The organism is Anaerobacillus sp. ABR4_321, from assembly GCF_056158505.1.
Genome location: NZ_JBSWTK010000001.1, coordinates 406,061 through 424,632, shown reverse-complemented (window position 1 = coordinate 424,632; position 18,572 = coordinate 406,061). Strand labels below are relative to the sequence as shown.

Here is an 18,572-nt window from a genome sequence, read left to right as displayed (position 1 = left end):
CAAAAGCGATAGGATAGCCCTATCGCTTTTTGTTTTGATCTTTTTTCTTCAGTTGATTGATTTTCTTTTTAAGTAAAAAGAAGCGAATGGAGTAAGCGAAATCAACTGTGGCGAGCACCATCAGTAGTATCGTCCAAAGGCTCCACATATCTGCATCAGAACGGGCGCTTTGAATCGCAAGGTACGTGAAGATCGAACCGAGCCCTGCGTAGAAAAACCCCATTAGAGTTGGTGAAAATCTCATGTAAGTACTCCTCCAATAAATGATTGCATTTGTTCCGCTTTCTTCTGTAGTTCTGCTAGATCATCTGCAAAGAAGATGTTAATTAAGACAACAATCGTATTCATCGTCATATGAGCGACAATCGGTACGATCAACCGCTTCGTTTTTACATATAGAAACGCGAACGTAAGTCCCATCGCAGTATAAACAAGGATGTGGTCGAAATCCAAATGGATGGCTGCAAAGATAACCGAACTCGCGATTCCAGCGATCCAAAAGTTAAACCGTGTATAGAGTGCCCCGAAAATCACTTTTCTAAAGACGATCTCTTCAAGAATTGGGCCAATGATCGCTATTACAAGGATGAAGATCGGTGATGCCTTCGCAACATCCATCAGCATCTCTGTATTTTCTGATCCAGGTTCGATTCCGAATAAATTGACCTCGATCATCGCTGCGATAATTTGAGCAAAGTAAGCCATGAAGATACCAAGAATGCTCCAGCTCACCGCTTTCCCTGCTGTTACGCGGGTAGAACGTTCAAACGGCTCATCAGGAGTTGAGCGGAGTAGAAACAGCATGATGATGAGTGCTGTAAAAAAGCTCACAACCGAGTAGCTTACGACTGGGTTCGGAACATCTAGGGATTGAAATAGTTTTGCACCCGGATATCCGGAAAGCTGCATAACAATATAAGTAATTAAGATAGTCCAATAGTGTTTTGCCAAGAAGCATAACTCCTTTTAGTGGTTTGCATGCCTAGATAAAGGCATTTTGCATACTTGTATTAGTTTAACACATTTAGGAATGGGAATGCCCTTTAGAAGAGTTTCGAAACAGTGACGAATCTGAAGAGGGAATGTTCTGATAACTAGTACGTAAGTCTTATCTTTTATTTGGAAGAAGTTGATAAATAAAGGAATGCAAATTTTCTGTTAAAAAAATCAACTTTACTACTTGCAAAAGAATAGCGAAATATTTTATTATATACATGTGTTAGCACTCGCCTATGTTGAGTGCTAACAGAAACAATACAAACCATTAATATCCACTGAGGAGGGTGTTTGAGTTGTTAAAGCCTTTAGGTGATCGCGTAGTAGTAGAACCAATTCAATTAGAAGAAAAAACGTCTAGTGGAATCGTACTTCCTGATTCTGCAAAAGAAAAGCCTCAAGAAGGTCGCATTGTATCTGTAGGTAGCGGTGTGTTAACTGATTCTGGCGAGCGTGTAGCTCTTGAAGTTTCAGAAGGCGATGCAGTTATTTACAGTAAGTATGCTGGTACTGAAGTAAAATATGACGGTAAAGAATATTTAATTCTTCGTGAAAACGATATTCTTGCAGTTGTAAGCAAGTAATACAACCACTCAAATAAAATAAGAACTACATAAATTGGAGGGTAACAAATGGCTAAAGATATTAAGTTTAGTGAAGAAGCCCGTCGCTCAATGCTTCGCGGTGTTGATTCTCTTGCAAACGCAGTAAAAGTTACACTCGGTCCAAAAGGACGTAACGTGGTACTAGAGAAGAAGTTCGGTTCTCCTCTTATCACAAATGACGGTGTAACGATCGCGAAAGAAATTGAACTTGAAGATGCATTCGAAAACATGGGTGCTAAGCTTGTAGCTGAAGTAGCAAGCAAGACGAACGACGTTGCTGGTGACGGTACAACAACTGCAACGGTTCTTGCACAAGCAATGGTTCGTGAAGGACTTAAAAACGTTGCTTCTGGTGCTAACCCAATGGTTATCCGTAAAGGAATCGAAAAAGCAACAAAAGCTGCTGTTGATGAGCTTAAGAAAATTTCTAAGCCAATCGAAGGTAAAGAGTCAATCGCACAGGTTGCGTCTATCTCTGCTGCTGACGAAGAAGTAGGTCAATTGATCGCTGAAGCAATGGAGCGCGTTGGAAACGACGGCGTTATCACTGTTGAAGAATCAAAAGGATTCGCTACTGAGCTTGAAGTAGTAGAAGGTATGCAGTTCGACCGCGGATATGCATCTCCTTACATGGTAACAGACTCTGATAAAATGGAAGCTGTTCTAGAAGATCCATATATCCTTATCACTGATAAGAAGATCGCAAGCATCCAAGATGTACTTCCAGTGCTTGAGCAAGTGGTACAACAAGGTAAACCACTTCTTATGATCGCTGAAGACGTTGAAGGTGAAGCTCTTGCAACACTCGTTGTGAACAAGCTTCGAGGAACGTTCAACGCAGTAGCTGTTAAAGCTCCTGGTTTCGGTGACCGTCGTAAAGCTATGCTTGAAGACATCGGTACACTAACTGGTGCTGAAGTGATTACTGAAGATCTTGGTCTAGATCTTAAGCAAGCAAACATCACGCAGCTTGGCCGCGCTTCTAAAGTTGTTGTAACGAAAGAAAACACAACAATCGTTGAAGGCTCTGGCGAAACTGATAAGATCGCTGCTCGCGTTAACCAAATCAAAGCTCAGCTAGAAGAAACAACTTCTGAGTTCGATAAAGAAAAACTTCAGGAGCGTCTTGCTAAACTTGCTGGCGGCGTAGCTGTCATCAAAGTTGGTGCTGCAACTGAAACAGAATTGAAAGAACGTAAACTACGCATCGAGGATGCTCTTAACTCAACTCGCGCAGCGGTTGAAGAAGGTATCGTATCCGGTGGTGGTACTGCTCTTGTTAACGTTGTGAAGGCAGTTCAAGCTGTTGAAGCAACTGGTGATGAAGCAACTGGTGTGAAGATCGTTCTTCGCGCACTAGAAGAGCCAATCCGTCAGATCTCTCACAACGCTGGTCTTGAAGGATCCGTTGTTGTTGAGCGCCTGAAAGGCGAGAAGATCGGTATCGGCTTCAACGCTCTTACTGGTGAGTGGGTAAACATGGTAGACGCTGGTATCGTTGACCCTACAAAAGTTACACGTTCAGCTCTACAAAACGCTGCATCTGTATCTGCTATGCTTCTTACAACGGAAGCAGTTATCGCTGACAAACCTGAGGAAAACGAAGGCGGCGGCATGCCTGACATGAGCGGCATGGGCGGTATGGGTGGAATGGGCGGTATGATGTAATCATGCACCCATGAGCCTTGATATCAAGGGTTTAGCTTCACCCCAAAAGTCAAAAAGATATACTTTTGACATACCTGGCGGAGAAAACACTATATATCTAACAAGCCTCTCATAAGTTCACTGAACTTATGAGAGGCTTTTTTTTCCATGTTTTCAGTAATGTGCGCGTATATATTCATGGTTGTGTTTATATCTCCATGAACTAATCGTTGTTGAATTTCTTTAACTCCTACACCTGCTTCAATTAATAGAGAGGTGTGGGGTAAGTTCCTTATGGATACCACTAATTTTTAATAGACGTCTCATATGGGTGTTTACGGTCTTTAAAAACTCAGGGTATCCAAGATTCTGAACTTCCTTAGCAAAGACAAAATCCAATTGAGAATATTCGTTCTTCATTTTCTCAATAAGATCATCTTGGTGTTCTTTGTGTCTTTTAAGGACCTCAATAACTCCAGCGTCCATTTTTAGCGTTCTGATCGATCCTTTAGTTTTGGAGTCAGTAGTTGATACTCTTTTCTCCTATTGTTGGGGTTGTAATACGTTTTGGTTGGTTACTCTTAGTGTTTTTTATCCATGTCTATATCCGGCAGATAAGCTCACCTACTCGTAGTCCACTATAAGCAAGCGTCAAAAACATGGGGTAATCTTTATCGATTCCACTTTACGTGGAATTTTTGCGAAGTCGCATGGACTATCTTTAATAAAGTTAAACTCTACAGCTTTCCGAAAAACCATTCTACCTGCATGAACTCACTCACGCCAAACTTTACACAAAGGAAAATATGAATGACTACACCAAACCTGAAAAAGAATTTTAGGCGGAAATGACAGCTTACACGGTTGCTTCATTTCAATATTGATACCACCGACTATCACAAATCGAAAGTAAGCTGGACCGAGAGTTCCATGAAGTGAAAGAAAACACCACTTTGGAAATGAAGAGTGAAAAGGTCAATATAGAGGCTTCTCACCAGAAGGAAAAGCAAAAGTAGAGATTGAACGCTAGACAGGGAGAAATTCTCCCTGTCTTTTTTTATATCTAATTTTAGAGAGGAGGAAGTGCTGCATGGCCAAACATGTAAGCGCGAACCAAGTGGAGGTTGCTCGTAATGTAGATCTCATAGACTATCTCGAGCGTAAAGGAGAACCACTGAAAAGGGAGAGGAGGTATTATCGGCACCAAGTGCATGACAGCCTAGTGATTAAAGAGCAAATGTATGCCTGGAACTCCAGAGACGAAAAAGGAGCTGGAGTAATTAACTTCGCCAAAATGTTTATGGCATGAGTTTTCTGAAAGCTGTTCTTGATCTGAATGCACAAGGTTATAAAGTGAAAGACAATTCCCAAGAGCAAAAGCCTAAGGAAATTTATCATTATCCCTCCCATTATGAAGTGAACGATAGAACAAAAGCTAAAGATTATCTTACAAATGAACGAAAGATTCATCCTAAGATTGTTCATTGGCTTGGTAATAAAGACTTAATCGGACAGGACAAGCTTGGGAATGTAGTGTTTAAGTGGAAGCAGGAGGAAGAAATAGTAGACCGCCAAGGTACCTATCAAATGAAAGATGGTCGAATATTTAAAGGAATTGATAGGAACAGCCATGGGTCGACTGGGTTCTCCGTTGATATAGGTAATCCAAATTCTATTTATCTGTTTGAAAGTCCGATTGATGCATTGTTTTACTGGAGTATTAAGAAAGAAAAAATGCAAAACACTCGGTTAGTTCCCATATATGGGCTTAAGCGCCAGACTATGATTGATGAAATCAAAAGGAAGGGTAAGGAAGGTCATAAGGTGAAGCAAATAACTTTCTGTACGGATAATGATAAGACTGGAAGAGAGTTTGCAAGTAAATATAATGTGTTGATAAACAAAAAAGCAAGAATGGATATCCCGTGTGCTAATGACTGGAATGCAGAACAAATAAGAAAAACAGAGGGAAAAAAGTTGATTTAGAGATGGAATACAAGCAGTCCTTCAATTTTTTTCGATTTTAGGTGGAAATTGGTAAAAAAAGGGTGGATATAAATAAAAGCCAAAAAGGTTACTGTACTTAAGGTCGGATTACTTCTGATTTTTGCGTACAGCCTGTATTAGGGGGCGAAAATTGAAAGTAGTTATATGTAAACTACAAAACAAGCAGGTCTAAAGATACCTGTGTTGGAAAAGTTTTCTTCGTTAAACAGAACTAATAAAAGGATATGTTAAACTAATATTATGTCTTTCCATATTTTAGATGAGTAGTTTTTAAGAGGTATAGCGGGATGATAAGAACAACAAAACACACGAAAAATTTTATGGGGTGTAATTCTATGAATGCTATTAATAGAGAAGCAGGCGAACAAGGGAAGGGTTTTCGTCTACAAAGACTAAGAGCCATAAAACTTCTGTTTGATAAAATGGCTGCTTCAGAAAAAGCAATTATATTTGCAGGGACAGAATATTTAGATGATGTTTATCTAAAGACTATGGAAGATGATTATACCGAGGTTTTATCTGAAGGTGATAAGAACTATAACCCTGAAAGATCTTTTACTTTTATGTCAGATGAGGTGAGAAATTCACTTATTATTTTTTTGGACTGTTGGTTTCAAAATAATATTGAAGGTCTAATCTTTTGTTTTTATACTACCGTAAAAATCGGCAAGGAAAATAATACCAAAAGGACCCGGGGACTTGGGGTATCATTACCAAATGAACCTATAATTGAGTTGTTAAGAAGTAGAAAATATAATAATGAATATTTACTTCCAACTGTTAAAGCGGTCCTTATTGATGATTACAAGAATCAATATCAAGATAAACAAGATGAAGGCTATCTATCTGCCATATTGGAAATGAATGATGAATTATGGATGAGCTTCCTAAATAGAATAGATTGGAAGTTTGAAGAAGAAGATGAACTTGGATTGGAGGAGACTATAAAAGAACAAATCAGAAATCAATCTTTTTATAGAATTGACTTTGACGGAAAGGAATCTTACGTTATAGCAGGGTTGTTAGATGAATTTGAAAAAAGGCAAAATATAAAGGATCTTTTTGGTAGGTTAATCAATGATTCGCAAGTTAAGCAAATATTGCTAGAAGTTGGAAATAGCCAATACAAAATTACAGACCCAGTGTACAAGCAATGGAAACAGCTTGACCCTTCGGATAATAGGAATCTAGAAGAAAAAATAGAATCTGTCACCACAGATTATAGTAAAAAGAAACTTAAGATGTTTGCTAGAAAGATCGGCGCAGTAAAAATAGAGTTGTCAAAAATTGACAATAAAGAAAAGGGTTCTTACCTGTACAGAATTTTCGATGCATGCGAGGAGAAGTTAATTGATATGATTAGTTCAGTTAATGATGGAAAGGTAGAACACCAAGTAGTTGATGAATGGATTGACGAGTTAGTCAATTTTGCAGAAATTCATCTTGAGGAGATGTCAAAGGACTTTACATATACTTACCAGAATAAGAATACATTAAGAAGCGCTATCCTCGAGTTGTTTGATAGCTGCTATCTTTCTTTTGATGGGTGATTTTATGAGTGAGAATAATAAAAATGAGCAAACACACATAAACATTAAGAAAAAAATTATGTTTAGCAGGGACGAAGACTACTACTTCATAACGTATAACTTGCTGATTATTCTTAATGTCTTTGGCTGTACAAGTTCAAAAACAAAATGGACGGATTATACTAAGTTGAGCTATCTAATTCCCTTAGTCGCTGATTCAAATTTGTTAGCTACATATTCAAAATATCAAAAAACAAACAAATCTCCTTCGAATGAAGATTATGAGGTTATGAAAGAGATATACATCAAAAGCAGGTTAAGATTAAATCTTATAACTTCTATTATTTTTACTCTCGAATCCGAAAATTTAATTGGGTTAATAAAAAACAACAGACGTCATACGATTGATATTTGGATAAATAAAGATAATATCTCTGAAAAATTATTAAAGTCAAGTTTATTTGAGATTGAAATAAGTAATGCGGAGAGTTTAAAAACTGATATAAGTCGGCTAAAAACTCTTGGAATTAAGACTTTGTTAGAAAGGCTTTATATAAATAATGGAGTGAGAGTATGGGACAATTAGTAATTGAAAAAATTATATATAAAGGCGATAATTATCACTACTTTTCCAAAGATCTGAAAAAGGGAATACAAGTAATAGAAGCTGAAAATGGAGCAGGAAAAACGACTTTTAGTTCTTTTATTAGTTATGGATTGGGCATGTATGTTAAACAATTTGACTTTAGTAATAAAAGTGAAAATCATACTGAAATATATAATGACACTAATAATTATGTATTACTAAAAGTGTTAATTAATGACATACCTTATGAGTTCACGAGGTATTTTAATCCTAAGAGTAACAATATTATTTTCATTAAAGGTCAAAACAGTGAAGGAAGCTACTTTATAAATAGAAATGCAGTTTCTAAAGAGAGTAGGATATTTTCGGATTGGATTTTAAATAAATTAGGTATTGAAGTTTGTGAAATATACCAAGGGATAAAAAAGTTTAAAGTTAACTTTTCTGATCTATTCCGTTTAATTCACTATGATCAAGATACGAACGCTAAAAAAATATACAAAGACCACAGAAATAACAATAATTTCGTTGCCGATTCTATTGCAGTAAGAAAAGTAATTTTTGAACTTTTAATTGGATATAAATTTTCTGACTATTATGCGAAAGTGGGAGATTATAATAGAACAGAACGGGAGAAGAATACCTATAAATCAACATTAGATAATTATATTGATATGGTTGATAAAATGGGTTACAAAGTAAAAGAGTTAAATCAACCCGAAATTAAAAAAATGATAAGAGACTTACAGCTTCAATTGAATAAAATAGAGTTATACAGAGAAACTTTGAAAACAAAAAAATATAAATCAACTGATTTCGATAATTACATAAGAAGGTTACGGGAAAGTCTTTTGGAAGTTGATAGTTCGTATCTAGAACTAAGGCAGAATAAGACAGTTACATCTAGGGAATTAAAAGATTTATTAAAATTAAAAGAAGAAATAATTTTAGAATCAACCCAAATTAGAAAAATAATTTTAGCTCATGAAGAACTCAATCTTTTTTCTCCCAATACCTGCCCATCGTGTCTTAAGAAAGTAAACAGAAAAGAAAACCATTGTATTTGTGGTAATCCTATTGATGAGAGTCAGTATGAAAAGTTTTTTTATAGTTCTGATGAATACTTAGAGATTCTTAAATCTAAACAAAAATCTGAAGAGACTATTGAAACTGCTATCCTCTCCTGCGAAGAGGATTTAGAGGAAATTGAAAATGAGTTAATTAATGCTGAGATAGAAAGAAATAAATTGAAAAATGAACTTTATCACTTAGAGGAAAATGCGTCGTTGGTTAACAATGATATAGAATTAAATCAGGTTAATGATCAAATACTTAAAATTAAAGATGAAATGCAAACTTTAGAACAGAAAATCAAAATAATTGACCAATACGAAAACATAAATAGTGAATTTATTAGCTCTAAAAATAAGATGAACAAATTAGGACAGCAATTAAGGAAAATGGAAAAAGAAGTAGAAAAATTAATGGACGAGCAAGTTAAGAAATTCAATGAAATTTATGAAAGATTCCTTAAAAAAGCTGACCAAAATGTAGAAAAAGCTGAGCTTGATGAGAATTATATGCCTTTAGTTAATGATGGTGAATATAGACAAGCAAGTTCATATGTTCCAAGGAGGTTTTTATATTATGTAACTTTATTAAAAATGTCTATAGATATTAAGAAGGTACCTTTTCCGAAGTTTTTACTAATAGATACACCAGAAAACTTAGGGATTGATGAAAAGAATCTCATAAATTGCATTTCACTTTTAGATGATTTATATGGATACGATAGAAATGAAAGTATCCTTGACGACTTTTTACCCACAGAGCCTAATTTTCAAATTTTGTTAACTACTGGATTAAATAAATATCCTTCAAAGTATGAAAAGTTAGTTGTAGAAACCTTAACGGAAGAAAATAAATTATTAAACAAGAAATAAATTATTGACTCCCCTCGTATTGTATATAATTTTGGGTTTGTTTACTATGAAAAACGATAATATAAGTACAAGTGGAAATGACCATCCACTGAACCTGAACTTATCAACCATGCTAAAGGATAAAATGGGTTTTACATACCCATATACACGTAGACTGAGTTTAACTTTCTCCTAGGAAACTGAATAACTAAACTTTAAAAGACAAGAACTTTCCTACCTGGAGTATCTGAAGATTAAACAACTTTGACAGTTTATATCATTTGATTTAAAAATAAACCTGCCTCGTCAGATTTGCCGGGGCTAGTTATGTTAATAAATTAATGTTTGTTCTCTTCCAAATAAAAAAGAAGCTAGATCATTTCAGTACAGAAATGAAATATATAAAAGAATAAGATAAGTACTAATTATTGTGAACATATCTCTTTAATATCATTTTCATATTATTATATAAAACTTTGGAGGAATAGTAGTGTCATCGATAAGACTTGAATACATAACACAGTGGGAAAATGTAGAGTTAATTAATCGTAGTTTAAAATCTTTCCAAATAGAAGCATTAAATACAGCAATAAAGTATAGGAATTCTAGGTCTGATAAACATGCTCTTATAAAACTTCCTACTGGTACTGGAAAAACCCTAATTATTTATATGCTTGCCAACTTCTACAAAAAGGTGAAAAACACGCTTATAGTTACATCATCTGATACTGTAAAAAAACACATACTATACGAGCTAGAGGAAGGTATCTCAAATAATTTTGAGTTTGGTGATATAATCCAAAAAAAAGTAATTGAAATTTTTCCTAAGGATATTCCTGATAAGTTGGAGGCTAATGATCAAAATATTTATGTAACTACAATACAGGCTCTATCTTATATGAAATCTAATGAAGAGTTAGAAAAAATTGAAGAGCTTAAAGAATGCGTAGATTTAGTGCTATTTGACGAAGGGCATAAAGAACCCGCGTCGAAGTGGAAGAAGGCATTGAGGGAATTAGATAAAAAAGTAATTCTTTTTACTGCGACTCCAATTAGAGACGACAAAAATAAACTACGAATCGATAATAGACATATTTATAATTTTCCTCTTGCAAACGCAATGGAACAAAATTATATACGTACCCCTAATTTTATTGATATTGAGCAAGATGATTTAGAACCCTTTATAGATGAGATAATTGAGAAAAGTCATGAAATAGAAAGTAACGAGAAAGTAATTATTCGCTTTAAAAGTAAGGAAGATATTATCAGAGCTCATAACTATATAAAAAATAGTCATGAGAAGGAAGTGATTTCCATACATGAGGAATTTACAGAAACTAACTATCCTGATGATTCTATGATAAAGAAAGTACCAAAGAACTTAAGAAGCCAAAAATATACATATTGGCTTCATCAATATAAATTAATTGAGGGGGTGGATGATAGCTCATTTAAAATATTAGCTTTGTTTGACGGTTTCTCCAATGCTAGGCCTTTAGTACAACAAGTCGGGAGAATCCTTAGGCAAAGTGAGTTTGGAGGGGAGACAAAAGAGTATTCAACTATCATATATAAGTCATCCTCTAAAATTAATCAAGAAGAATTATGGAAGAACTATCTAATTTTTGAAGAATATCTTTCTAATGATAAATCTTTAATATCATTTGACTTTAATAATTATTTGAATGCAGTGATAAACTCACAGCCAAAAGCAGTTTATTTAGATGGGAAAGTACTACCCAGACTTGAATTGAATACTAACCTCACACAAGAAAATAACCAATATCTAACAAAACTCAAATTACCTCTTCAGGCTAATGTATTAATACAGAAAATAGGATTAGAAAAAACTTTTGAAGAGATACATAGCTATATCCTCAATTATTTGGAAGATAACGATCTCTACTTAATTGAGATTGTACCCGATCATAGTCGCTCTCTAATTTTATGCTTATTTGCTTATTATTCTGATTCTCCATACCTAGCCGATCATTTTTTTATAGAGCCTAAAACAGGATTGTTATTAACTAAGTTGAGTGATAATCACATTTTTATTTATAACAGTTTTAATCATATCCCCCATTTTTTTTATGAATTTTCTCATCCTTTAAACTCAAATGTTTTAGAAAAAGTGTATGACGAAGGTAGTGAATTTAAACAAATCTCAATCCAAAACGGTAATATTAGCAAAACAGAAGTTAAAAGAAGTACTTTTAATGCAGAAGATATGAATTTGATTGCACCAAGTGTTACTGATCGCTATAAATTTGCAACTACAGCAAATGGAAAGATATTAATCTCTGGTAATGAATACCGTAACCGTTATGTAGGTTTTAAAAACGGAAGGATAACAGACTCTACTACTTTCTTCACTGTTAGTGAATACCTTGAATGGTTAGCAAGTTTAGAGTCCAAGTTTGAAAGAGTGGTGGATGGTAGAAATATTTTCGAAAGATATGCTCCTGTAACAGAAAAACCAGAGGATGTTACTCCACGTCAAATTTTGTTAGATATAGATGAGAAATTAAGTTTGCGTAATGAAGATGAAGACGAGATAACTCTAATTAGTAAAATATTAACGATAGAAGATGACACATTTATTTTAAAAGCAGATAATGGGGATGAAGTCTCTTATAAAATAGTGTTCAACGACGATAAAGATAAATATTATATAAGCGCAATAAGACAATCCAATTTTTATCTAATTGATAATACCAGTCTTAGTAAGTTCTTAAGCAATACTCAATCTTTCCATATTATAACTAACTCACCGAATTATATTTATTCGCATAATTTTTTTATTAAAGTCGGTTTAGATAAAGAAAAGCAATCCTTAAGTAAAATTTTAAAGGAGTTTCAAATAAAGGAGAGAATAACTCACCTAACAGAAAAAGGATATACAGAAAAAAGAAAAGTTGAGGAAGGGATTCAATCACAGATTAGTGAGGAGTATAGAGATAATTGGGATGAAAATTCATTATTTTACCTTTTGACTAGTCAAGGGGAAACTCTAGATCAGGAAAACTCTGAAGAATCCAGAAGGATTGTAAATATACTTAATGATTTAGATTACTTAATATGTGAAGATTTGGAATATGAAATTGCAGACTTTATAGGTATAAAAGATTCAGATGGAGAGAGAAAGGTTTATTTTATTCATGCAAAAGCCGAGAAAGAAAAAAAAGGTATAGCTGCTTCATCATTTCAAGATGTATGTTCACAGATCATAAAAAATTTAGATTATGTTCATCCCTTAAGTGAAGAACGGCCTAACTTTTCAAAATGGGAAAGAACATGGAAACAAAGCAGATACAAAGTAGAACGAAAAAGAATTACTACGTTAAAGAATAATCCTAACCTTTCTCCAGCTGAACTATGGGATCTTATAAAGGATATACAACAAGATCAAGAAGGGGAAGTGTACGTTTGGGCTTTACTTAGCAATATGCTTTCTCTAAGGAAGTTTGAGAGTGTAACATTGGGGCATCAAGATGACGAAGGAATTATTCCTCTTATATATATATTAAGCAATACCTGGTCCCAGGTGCAGAATGCAGGTGCTAAATTTGAAATACTATTTAATAAAATTGAAGTCCAATGAAAATGTTTAGAAGAATATCTGCAAGAAACTTTGGTAAGCTTAAAAGCTAATATTGAGCATGTCTATTTGATATGCTCATAGGCAATTCTGTAACAAAGTAAAATGACACACTTCTTGGCATACAATTGTTCATTTATGATTATATCCTTCTGTTTATGGTATTGGGTTTGAGCCTTCTAAAAGTTGCCTTTCCCAATTAAACTAGGTGCTATTTTGCTTTATTTGCATATGAGAATCCATGGGCGGCATGATGTAATAATATAACTCGGTGAATTTGTATGGGAAGTGACAATGTCCCAAACAATCAATTCACTTAGCTATATTGCATCATCCTACGTTCTATAAATCTAAAGAGAAGACGAACAGAATGTTCGTCTTCTCTTTTTTTATTTCTTTAATTCCTCCACCAACGTCTCCAAGTTACCGCTCAACCGCTCCTTCGCCTCTTCATCCAAAATAAACTCATTCCCCTCACCACGCTGAACATGCTGATCAATCACATAAGCACCGCTCAGGAGGTTCGTCGCTCCAAGAGAAGAGAGTACAGGCTTAAGCGCATAATCGATCGCAAGGAGATGCCCGAACGATCCACCGATCATCATTGGGAGAACCGCTTTTCCTTTCAATCCTTTTTGAGGCAGAAGATCGAGATACGTCTTCAATATCCCTGTATAAGAAGCTTTATAAACAGGCGTTAAAATAATAACAGCATCCGCTTTTTCTACTTTTTCATTCGCTTCTAGGATCGTAGCGCTGCTAAAGTTAGCGGTGATTAAATCGGTAGCGGGTAAGTCGATTACATTGATTGATTCATAGGAGATCGAGTGCTCCTTTAAATAACTTTCCGCATAGTCTTTAATTCCTTTTAGTCTCGATTGAAGGGAGTTTCCTCCGTAAATAAGTACAACATTGCTCATCGTTTTCACGCTCCTAAACTAGTGTCATCACATTTTTCTTACACATACTTAGTCAGCAAACACACTGTTCGCAAGACTATACACAATCGCATCGTCTGTCGGCGGGTTATGAAGCCCTGCTCGTACGTTTCGGAAATGGCGCTGTAATGGGTTGCTGGCAGACAGGCTTCTAGCACCGACCACGCGCATCGCTAAATCTACGACTCGGTTCGCACTATTTGTTACGATATGCTTCACTGCTGCTAAGTCCGCTCCCATATGCGGACGCTCTTCAGGGTTTTCACTCCATCTCTTTGCGACAGCATAAAGAACTTCTCGCGCGTTGAATAGCTCTAACTGCATCTCGCCGATCTTTCTCCTTACTTCTGGCACGTCTTTGATCGGACCAGGAAGTGTTGAAGGGGAGAAGGAGGAGGCGAATTCGACCGTGTAGTCCATGGCTGAAGAGGCGATGCCAAGGTAAACGGCTGGAATCTGCAGGTACCATCCTTTCGGAGATGCCTTGTGGTTCTCCTCAATTACCAATAGATCTTCAGGTTTAACGTGGACGTTATGTAGCACGAGATCATCACTCTTTGTCCCTTTCATGGAGATACTGTCCCACGTTTCCTCAACTTGTACGCCTTCAAGTTTGTGATCGATCAGGACAAACCCTTTCTTACCGGATTGATCAACGTCAGCTGTTACGATTGAGTAATCAAGCGCCACGGCCATTGACGTAAAGGATTTTCGCCCATTGATGATCCAGCCCTCCGGCGTTTTTGTAGCAGTCGTTTGAGGAATTCCGCCGCGTGAAGGGCTACCGGTCGCTTTTTCAGTTTGCGCAAGGTTGAGAAGCGCTTTTTCGTTTACGATCAAGTGGCACACTTTTTCGAAAACCGCTTCATCCCACGCTCGCGATTCAGCGATTTCTAAAATAACGCCAAGCTGCCAGCCGAGGGAAAGTGCCGTCGGACCATCACCTGATGCGAGCTGTTCTTGAACTTTCAAGAACTCGTACAAGTTAAGACCAGAGCCTCCATATTCTTTTGGTACAGTGAATGATAAAAAGTTCCTCGCCTTTAAATCTTCGAAGTTCTCGTAAGGAAACCTTTCTTCTTCATCATATTTTGCTGATCTACTTTTAAAAAGTTCAACGAGTTCAGTGAGTTCTTCCTTCAAATCAGGCTGCTTTTCAGTTGCAAATGGCATCAGTATCCTCCTTTTTCTCTATACAAAAAAAGTCTACTTTCAGCTGAAAGTAGACTTAGGCTCATCAACATTCGAACCATACAAGCTTCATCTTTCAGACAAAAAGTCTGCTGGAATGAGCACCTTGCTTAAGATAAGCGGTTGCTGCAGGATCGTTGGACCAGATTCCTCCCCTGACTCTAGATAAATGTATGCGGTAGTGCGTTAAAGAATAGAATACGGACAAATAAACGCAATGTCAACAAGTAATTAGAAAAGAAATAATTTTTTGATTTTTTGTTGACAGGGAATCGATCGGTGCTGTATATTCATCGTTAAATTCAATAAAACAAACTTTCTTATCAAGAGAGGTGGAGGGACTGGCCCTTTGAAGCCTCGGCAACAGACTCGTTTGAGTACTGTGCCAATTCCAGCAAGCGATGCTTGAAGGATAAGAAAAGACAGTTGCTTTTTCACGGCCTCTTCTTTTCTTATGAAGAGGCTTTTTTATGTTTTAAAAAAGAGTGGAGGTTGAGGGAGATGAGTAAACAAATCATTTTGAATGCGTTCGACATGAACAGTTCGATGCACAATTCACATGGGCTATGGAAGCATCCAGAAAGTCAGCGTCATCAGAAATACAAAGACTTAGACTACTGGATCGACCTTGCTAAGACATTAGAGAAAGGGAAGTTCGATGCGGTCTTCTTTGCAGATGTTCTTGGTGTTTATGATGTGTACCAAAAGAGTAAGAATCCTTCAATCCGTGATGGATTGCAAGTGCCAATCAATGATCCCGCGCTTCTTGTCCCTGCGATGGCGAGTGTGACCGAGCACCTTTCCTTCGCCGTTACAGTCAGCACGACGTACGAAGCACCTTTTGGAAATGCGCGCAGATTTTCGACGCTCGATCATCTAACAAAAGGGCGAGTTGCCTGGAACGTCGTTACCTCTTATTTACCGAATGCGGCACGCAACTTCGGACTTGAGAAGATGATTCGTCATGATGAGCGTTATGATATCGCTCATGAGTATATGGACGTGTCCTACAAATTGTGGGAAAGCAGCTGGGAGGATGGTGCTGTGGTTGAAGATCTGGAGGCTGATACGCTTGTTGAGCCGAGCAAAGTTCATGAAATCAATCATGAAGGTCACTATTTCAGTGTTGAAGGACCGCATCTTAGTGAACCGTCTCCACAGCGAACGCCTGTGATCTATCAAGCTGGGACATCAGAGAAAGGGCGAGAATTCGCCTCAAAGCATGCGGAGTGCGTGTTTGTCGGAGGACCGACTCCTGAGCGAATCCACTACTATGCCGATGATATTCGTGAGCGTGCCGTCAAGCATGGAAGAAATCCGGATCACGTGAAAATTTTCTCGTTTTTAAGTGTGATCGTAGGTGAAACGACAGAGGAAGCGGAGGCGAAGTTTGAGGCGTACAACAAGCTATGGAGTGCTGATGCAGCAAAGGCTCAATACGGTGCGAGTGGCTATGATGTAGCAGAGTTTGAAGAGATGGACCTTGATGAGCCGTTTGAATATAAGAAATCAACAGAAGGTGGACAGTATAAAGCGGCAACGTTGACGAAGGATGCGCCGAAAAAGCTGACGGTAAGAGAGGTGTTGAATCGCTTTGAATCGATCGACCGCAACAGCGTGATCGTTGGTAACCCTTCTGATGTAGCGGATGCGATTCAATTTCAATTCGAAGCTTCAGGAGTAGACGGATTTAATTTGAACCACCTCGTAACGCCTGGAGACTTGGAAGCTTTCGTAGAATTAGTCGTACCAGAACTACAGAAGCGTGGTCTTTATAAAAAGGATTATCAAGAAGGTACGCTGCGTGAAAAGCTCTTCAACAAAGACGCAAGACTGCCAGACGACCATCCAGGAAAAAACTATGCTTATCGTAAGGAAGTCGTGCAATGATCGAACTAAGAGAGATTACGAAAGAGTATGGAAAGAAGGACAAGATCGTTGCTGTCGATAACGTTTCTCTTCGTGTAGAAAAGGGAGAGATCTACGGAATCGTTGGGTATAGCGGAGCGGGTAAAAGTACGCTCTTACGGTTTATTAATGCTTTGGAAAGGCCAACGACAGGGTCCGTTCACGTTGACGGAATCGACTTGCTATCGCTATCGAATAAAGAGCTTCGAAAAGCAAGGCAATCGATCGGAATGATTTTTCAAGGATTCTATTTGGTTGCTTCAAAAACAGTCTATGAGAACGTCGCATTTGCCCTTCTCGCTGCCGGAGTTAGTAAAAAGCAGATCGGTGAAAAGGTCGATCATTTATTGAGCGTAGTCGACCTTTCTGATCAGAAGGGGAAATACCCGTCACAGTTGAGCGGTGGTCAGAAGCAAAGGGTGAGTATCGCGCGGGCTTTAGCAAATGATCCGAAGGTGTTGCTGTGTGACGAGGCGACGTCAGCGCTAGATCCTAACACGACAAAATCCATTCTTTCATTGCTGAAAGACATCAATCAAAAACTTGGGATTACGATCGTCATTATCACGCATGAAATGGAAGTGGTGAAGGAGATCTGTCATCGCTGTGCGGTCATGCGTGAGGGAAGAGTCGTGGAGTCGGGCACGACGTTCGATATTTTTTCAAATCCGAAAGATGCATTAACAAAAACGTTCATTCAGAACGTACTAGAGTTCCATCTTCCTGATTCGTTGATCGAACATGTACAAGGGAAGCTAGTGAAGCTCATGTTTCTCCGCGATCTAGCAACGGATTCGGTCGTTTCCGATATGCTGCAGAGGTTTAATGTGAAAGGCAACATTTTGCATGGAAAAGTCGAATACATCCAGGAAACGCCGCTCGGTGTGTTCATCATGGATGTGAGTGGAGAGGATGCTGAAGTGTCTCGAGCGATCGCTTACTTAGAGAAGCGAGTAAACAACGTGGAGGTGATCAACGATGGACCACATTATCGAGCTCTTGCCTGAACTGAACGTCGCATTTTTTGAAACGTTGATTATGGTTGGAATCGCTTTGTTGTTTGCCGTTTTCATTGGTCTCCCGTTAGGGGTCATCCTATTTATCACAGATCGAGGGTTGTTTTTAGAAAATAAATATGTGAAGCAAGCGGTCGGCATCATTATCAACTTGATTCGTTCCGTTCCCTTCATCATCTTGCTCGTATTCTTGCTTCCGGTAACGAGCCTTTTGTTGGGAACAACGATTGGACCTATGGCAGCTTCTGTTTCCCTCTCCGTTGCTGCGATTCCGTTTTATGCAAGAATCGTAGAATCGGCTGCTCGTGAGATCGACAAAGGTGTGATTGAAGCAGCCGTAGCCGCGGGTGCTTCACCGTGGATGATTATAAAACACATCGTCCTGCCAGAGGCGAAGCCTGGATTGATCACAGGGCTCACAATAACGGCAATCAGTTTGATCGGCTACTCGGCGATGGCGGGAACGATCGGCGGTGGAGGAATCGGGGATCTTGCGATTCGCTACGGATACTACCGTTATGATGATACGGTCATGTTCACGACCGTCATTCTATTGATCGTCATCGTTCAGCTCGTACAGTATTTTGGTGATTTTATTGCGAAAACAGTAGATAAGAAATAATGGA

The 18,572-nt window shown here is 37.6% G+C and carries 15 protein-coding genes and 2 riboswitches; of the genes, 11 read left to right on the top strand and 4 right to left on the bottom strand.

Annotated features, from left to right (window positions below; genetic code table 11):
- Window positions 1–19: 19 nt before the first annotated feature.
- Entirely contained in the window at window positions 20–244 is a 225-nt protein-coding gene (locus tag ACXADT_RS02250) for a YdiK family protein (RefSeq protein ID WP_270182977.1), read from the bottom strand.
- Window positions 241–951, bottom strand: coding sequence for a lysostaphin resistance A-like protein (locus tag ACXADT_RS02245; RefSeq protein ID WP_474833132.1), 711 nt, complete (start codon window positions 949–951; stop codon window positions 241–243). Before ACXADT_RS02245 ends, ACXADT_RS02250 begins: the two co-directional genes overlap by 4 nt.
- Before the next feature lie 341 nt (window positions 952–1,292).
- Here ACXADT_RS02245 and groES point away from each other — a divergent pair, with 341 nt between their 5' ends.
- The 8 genes from groES (at window position 1,293) to ACXADT_RS02205 (ending at window position 12,896) form a co-directional block, all read left to right on the top strand.
- A complete protein-coding gene (gene groES, locus ACXADT_RS02240; RefSeq protein WP_270182979.1) occupies window positions 1,293–1,580 on the top strand; it encodes a co-chaperone GroES in 288 nt (95 codons plus the stop codon).
- Window positions 1,581–1,628: 48 nt separating this feature from the next.
- The gene (groL, locus tag ACXADT_RS02235) at window positions 1,629–3,269 is read left to right on the top strand and encodes a chaperonin GroEL (RefSeq protein ID WP_270182980.1); all 1,641 of its coding nucleotides are present in this window, start codon (window positions 1,629–1,631) and stop codon (window positions 3,267–3,269) included.
- Between the two features lie 1,069 nt (window positions 3,270–4,338).
- Window positions 4,339–4,557: a hypothetical protein gene (locus tag ACXADT_RS02230; RefSeq protein ID WP_474833131.1), complete on the top strand. Its 219-nt coding sequence runs from the start codon at window positions 4,339–4,341 to the stop codon at window positions 4,555–4,557.
- Entirely contained in the window at window positions 4,554–5,234 is a 681-nt protein-coding gene (locus ACXADT_RS02225; RefSeq protein ID WP_474833130.1) for a toprim domain-containing protein, read from the top strand. Before ACXADT_RS02230 ends, ACXADT_RS02225 begins: the two co-directional genes overlap by 4 nt.
- 308 nt (window positions 5,235–5,542) lie before the next feature.
- A complete protein-coding gene (locus tag ACXADT_RS02220; protein WP_474835816.1) occupies window positions 5,543–6,805 on the top strand; it encodes a hypothetical protein in 1,263 nt (420 codons plus the stop codon).
- A gap of 4 nt (window positions 6,806–6,809) precedes the next feature.
- On the top strand, window positions 6,810–7,370 hold the full coding sequence (locus ACXADT_RS02215) for a hypothetical protein (RefSeq protein ID WP_474833127.1): 561 nt from the start codon (window positions 6,810–6,812) through the stop codon (window positions 7,368–7,370).
- Window positions 7,358–9,313 (top strand): hypothetical protein, encoded by a 1,956-nt coding sequence (locus ACXADT_RS02210; RefSeq protein WP_474833126.1) that lies wholly within the window; start codon window positions 7,358–7,360, stop codon window positions 9,311–9,313. Before ACXADT_RS02215 ends, ACXADT_RS02210 begins: the two co-directional genes overlap by 13 nt.
- A 469-nt stretch (window positions 9,314–9,782) precedes the next feature.
- Window positions 9,783–12,896, top strand: a complete 3,114-nt coding sequence (locus tag ACXADT_RS02205; RefSeq protein ID WP_474833124.1) for a DEAD/DEAH box helicase — start codon at window positions 9,783–9,785, stop codon at window positions 12,894–12,896.
- 386 nt (window positions 12,897–13,282) lie between these two features.
- On the opposite strand, the gene ssuE is transcribed toward ACXADT_RS02205, so the two are convergent.
- Window positions 13,283–13,813, bottom strand: a complete 531-nt coding sequence (ssuE, locus tag ACXADT_RS02200) for an NADPH-dependent FMN reductase (protein ID WP_474833123.1) — start codon at window positions 13,811–13,813, stop codon at window positions 13,283–13,285.
- A 48-nt stretch (window positions 13,814–13,861) separates the two neighbouring features.
- Complete coding sequence (locus ACXADT_RS02195; protein WP_474833122.1) at window positions 13,862–15,004, bottom strand: acyl-CoA dehydrogenase family protein; 1,143 nt, start codon at window positions 15,002–15,004, stop codon at window positions 13,862–13,864.
- A gap of 84 nt (window positions 15,005–15,088) precedes the next feature.
- Window positions 15,089–15,194: riboswitch (SAM riboswitch) on the bottom strand.
- Between the two features lie 145 nt (window positions 15,195–15,339).
- A riboswitch (SAM riboswitch) is annotated at window positions 15,340–15,441 on the top strand.
- A gap of 82 nt (window positions 15,442–15,523) precedes the next feature.
- Here ACXADT_RS02195 and ACXADT_RS02190 point away from each other — a divergent pair.
- From ACXADT_RS02190 to ACXADT_RS02180, 3 genes are read left to right on the top strand one after another with little or no spacing between them, the layout of a single operon-like run.
- Entirely contained in the window at window positions 15,524–16,912 is a 1,389-nt protein-coding gene (locus ACXADT_RS02190) for an LLM class flavin-dependent oxidoreductase (RefSeq protein ID WP_474833120.1), read from the top strand.
- Entirely contained in the window at window positions 16,909–17,937 is a 1,029-nt protein-coding gene (locus ACXADT_RS02185) for a methionine ABC transporter ATP-binding protein (RefSeq protein ID WP_474814520.1), read from the top strand. Before ACXADT_RS02190 ends, ACXADT_RS02185 begins: the two co-directional genes overlap by 4 nt.
- Complete coding sequence (locus tag ACXADT_RS02180; RefSeq protein WP_474814519.1) at window positions 17,909–18,568, top strand: methionine ABC transporter permease; 660 nt, start codon at window positions 17,909–17,911, stop codon at window positions 18,566–18,568. The genes ACXADT_RS02185 and ACXADT_RS02180 overlap by 29 nt, the downstream gene beginning before the upstream one ends.
- Window positions 18,569–18,572 lie beyond the last annotated feature (4 nt).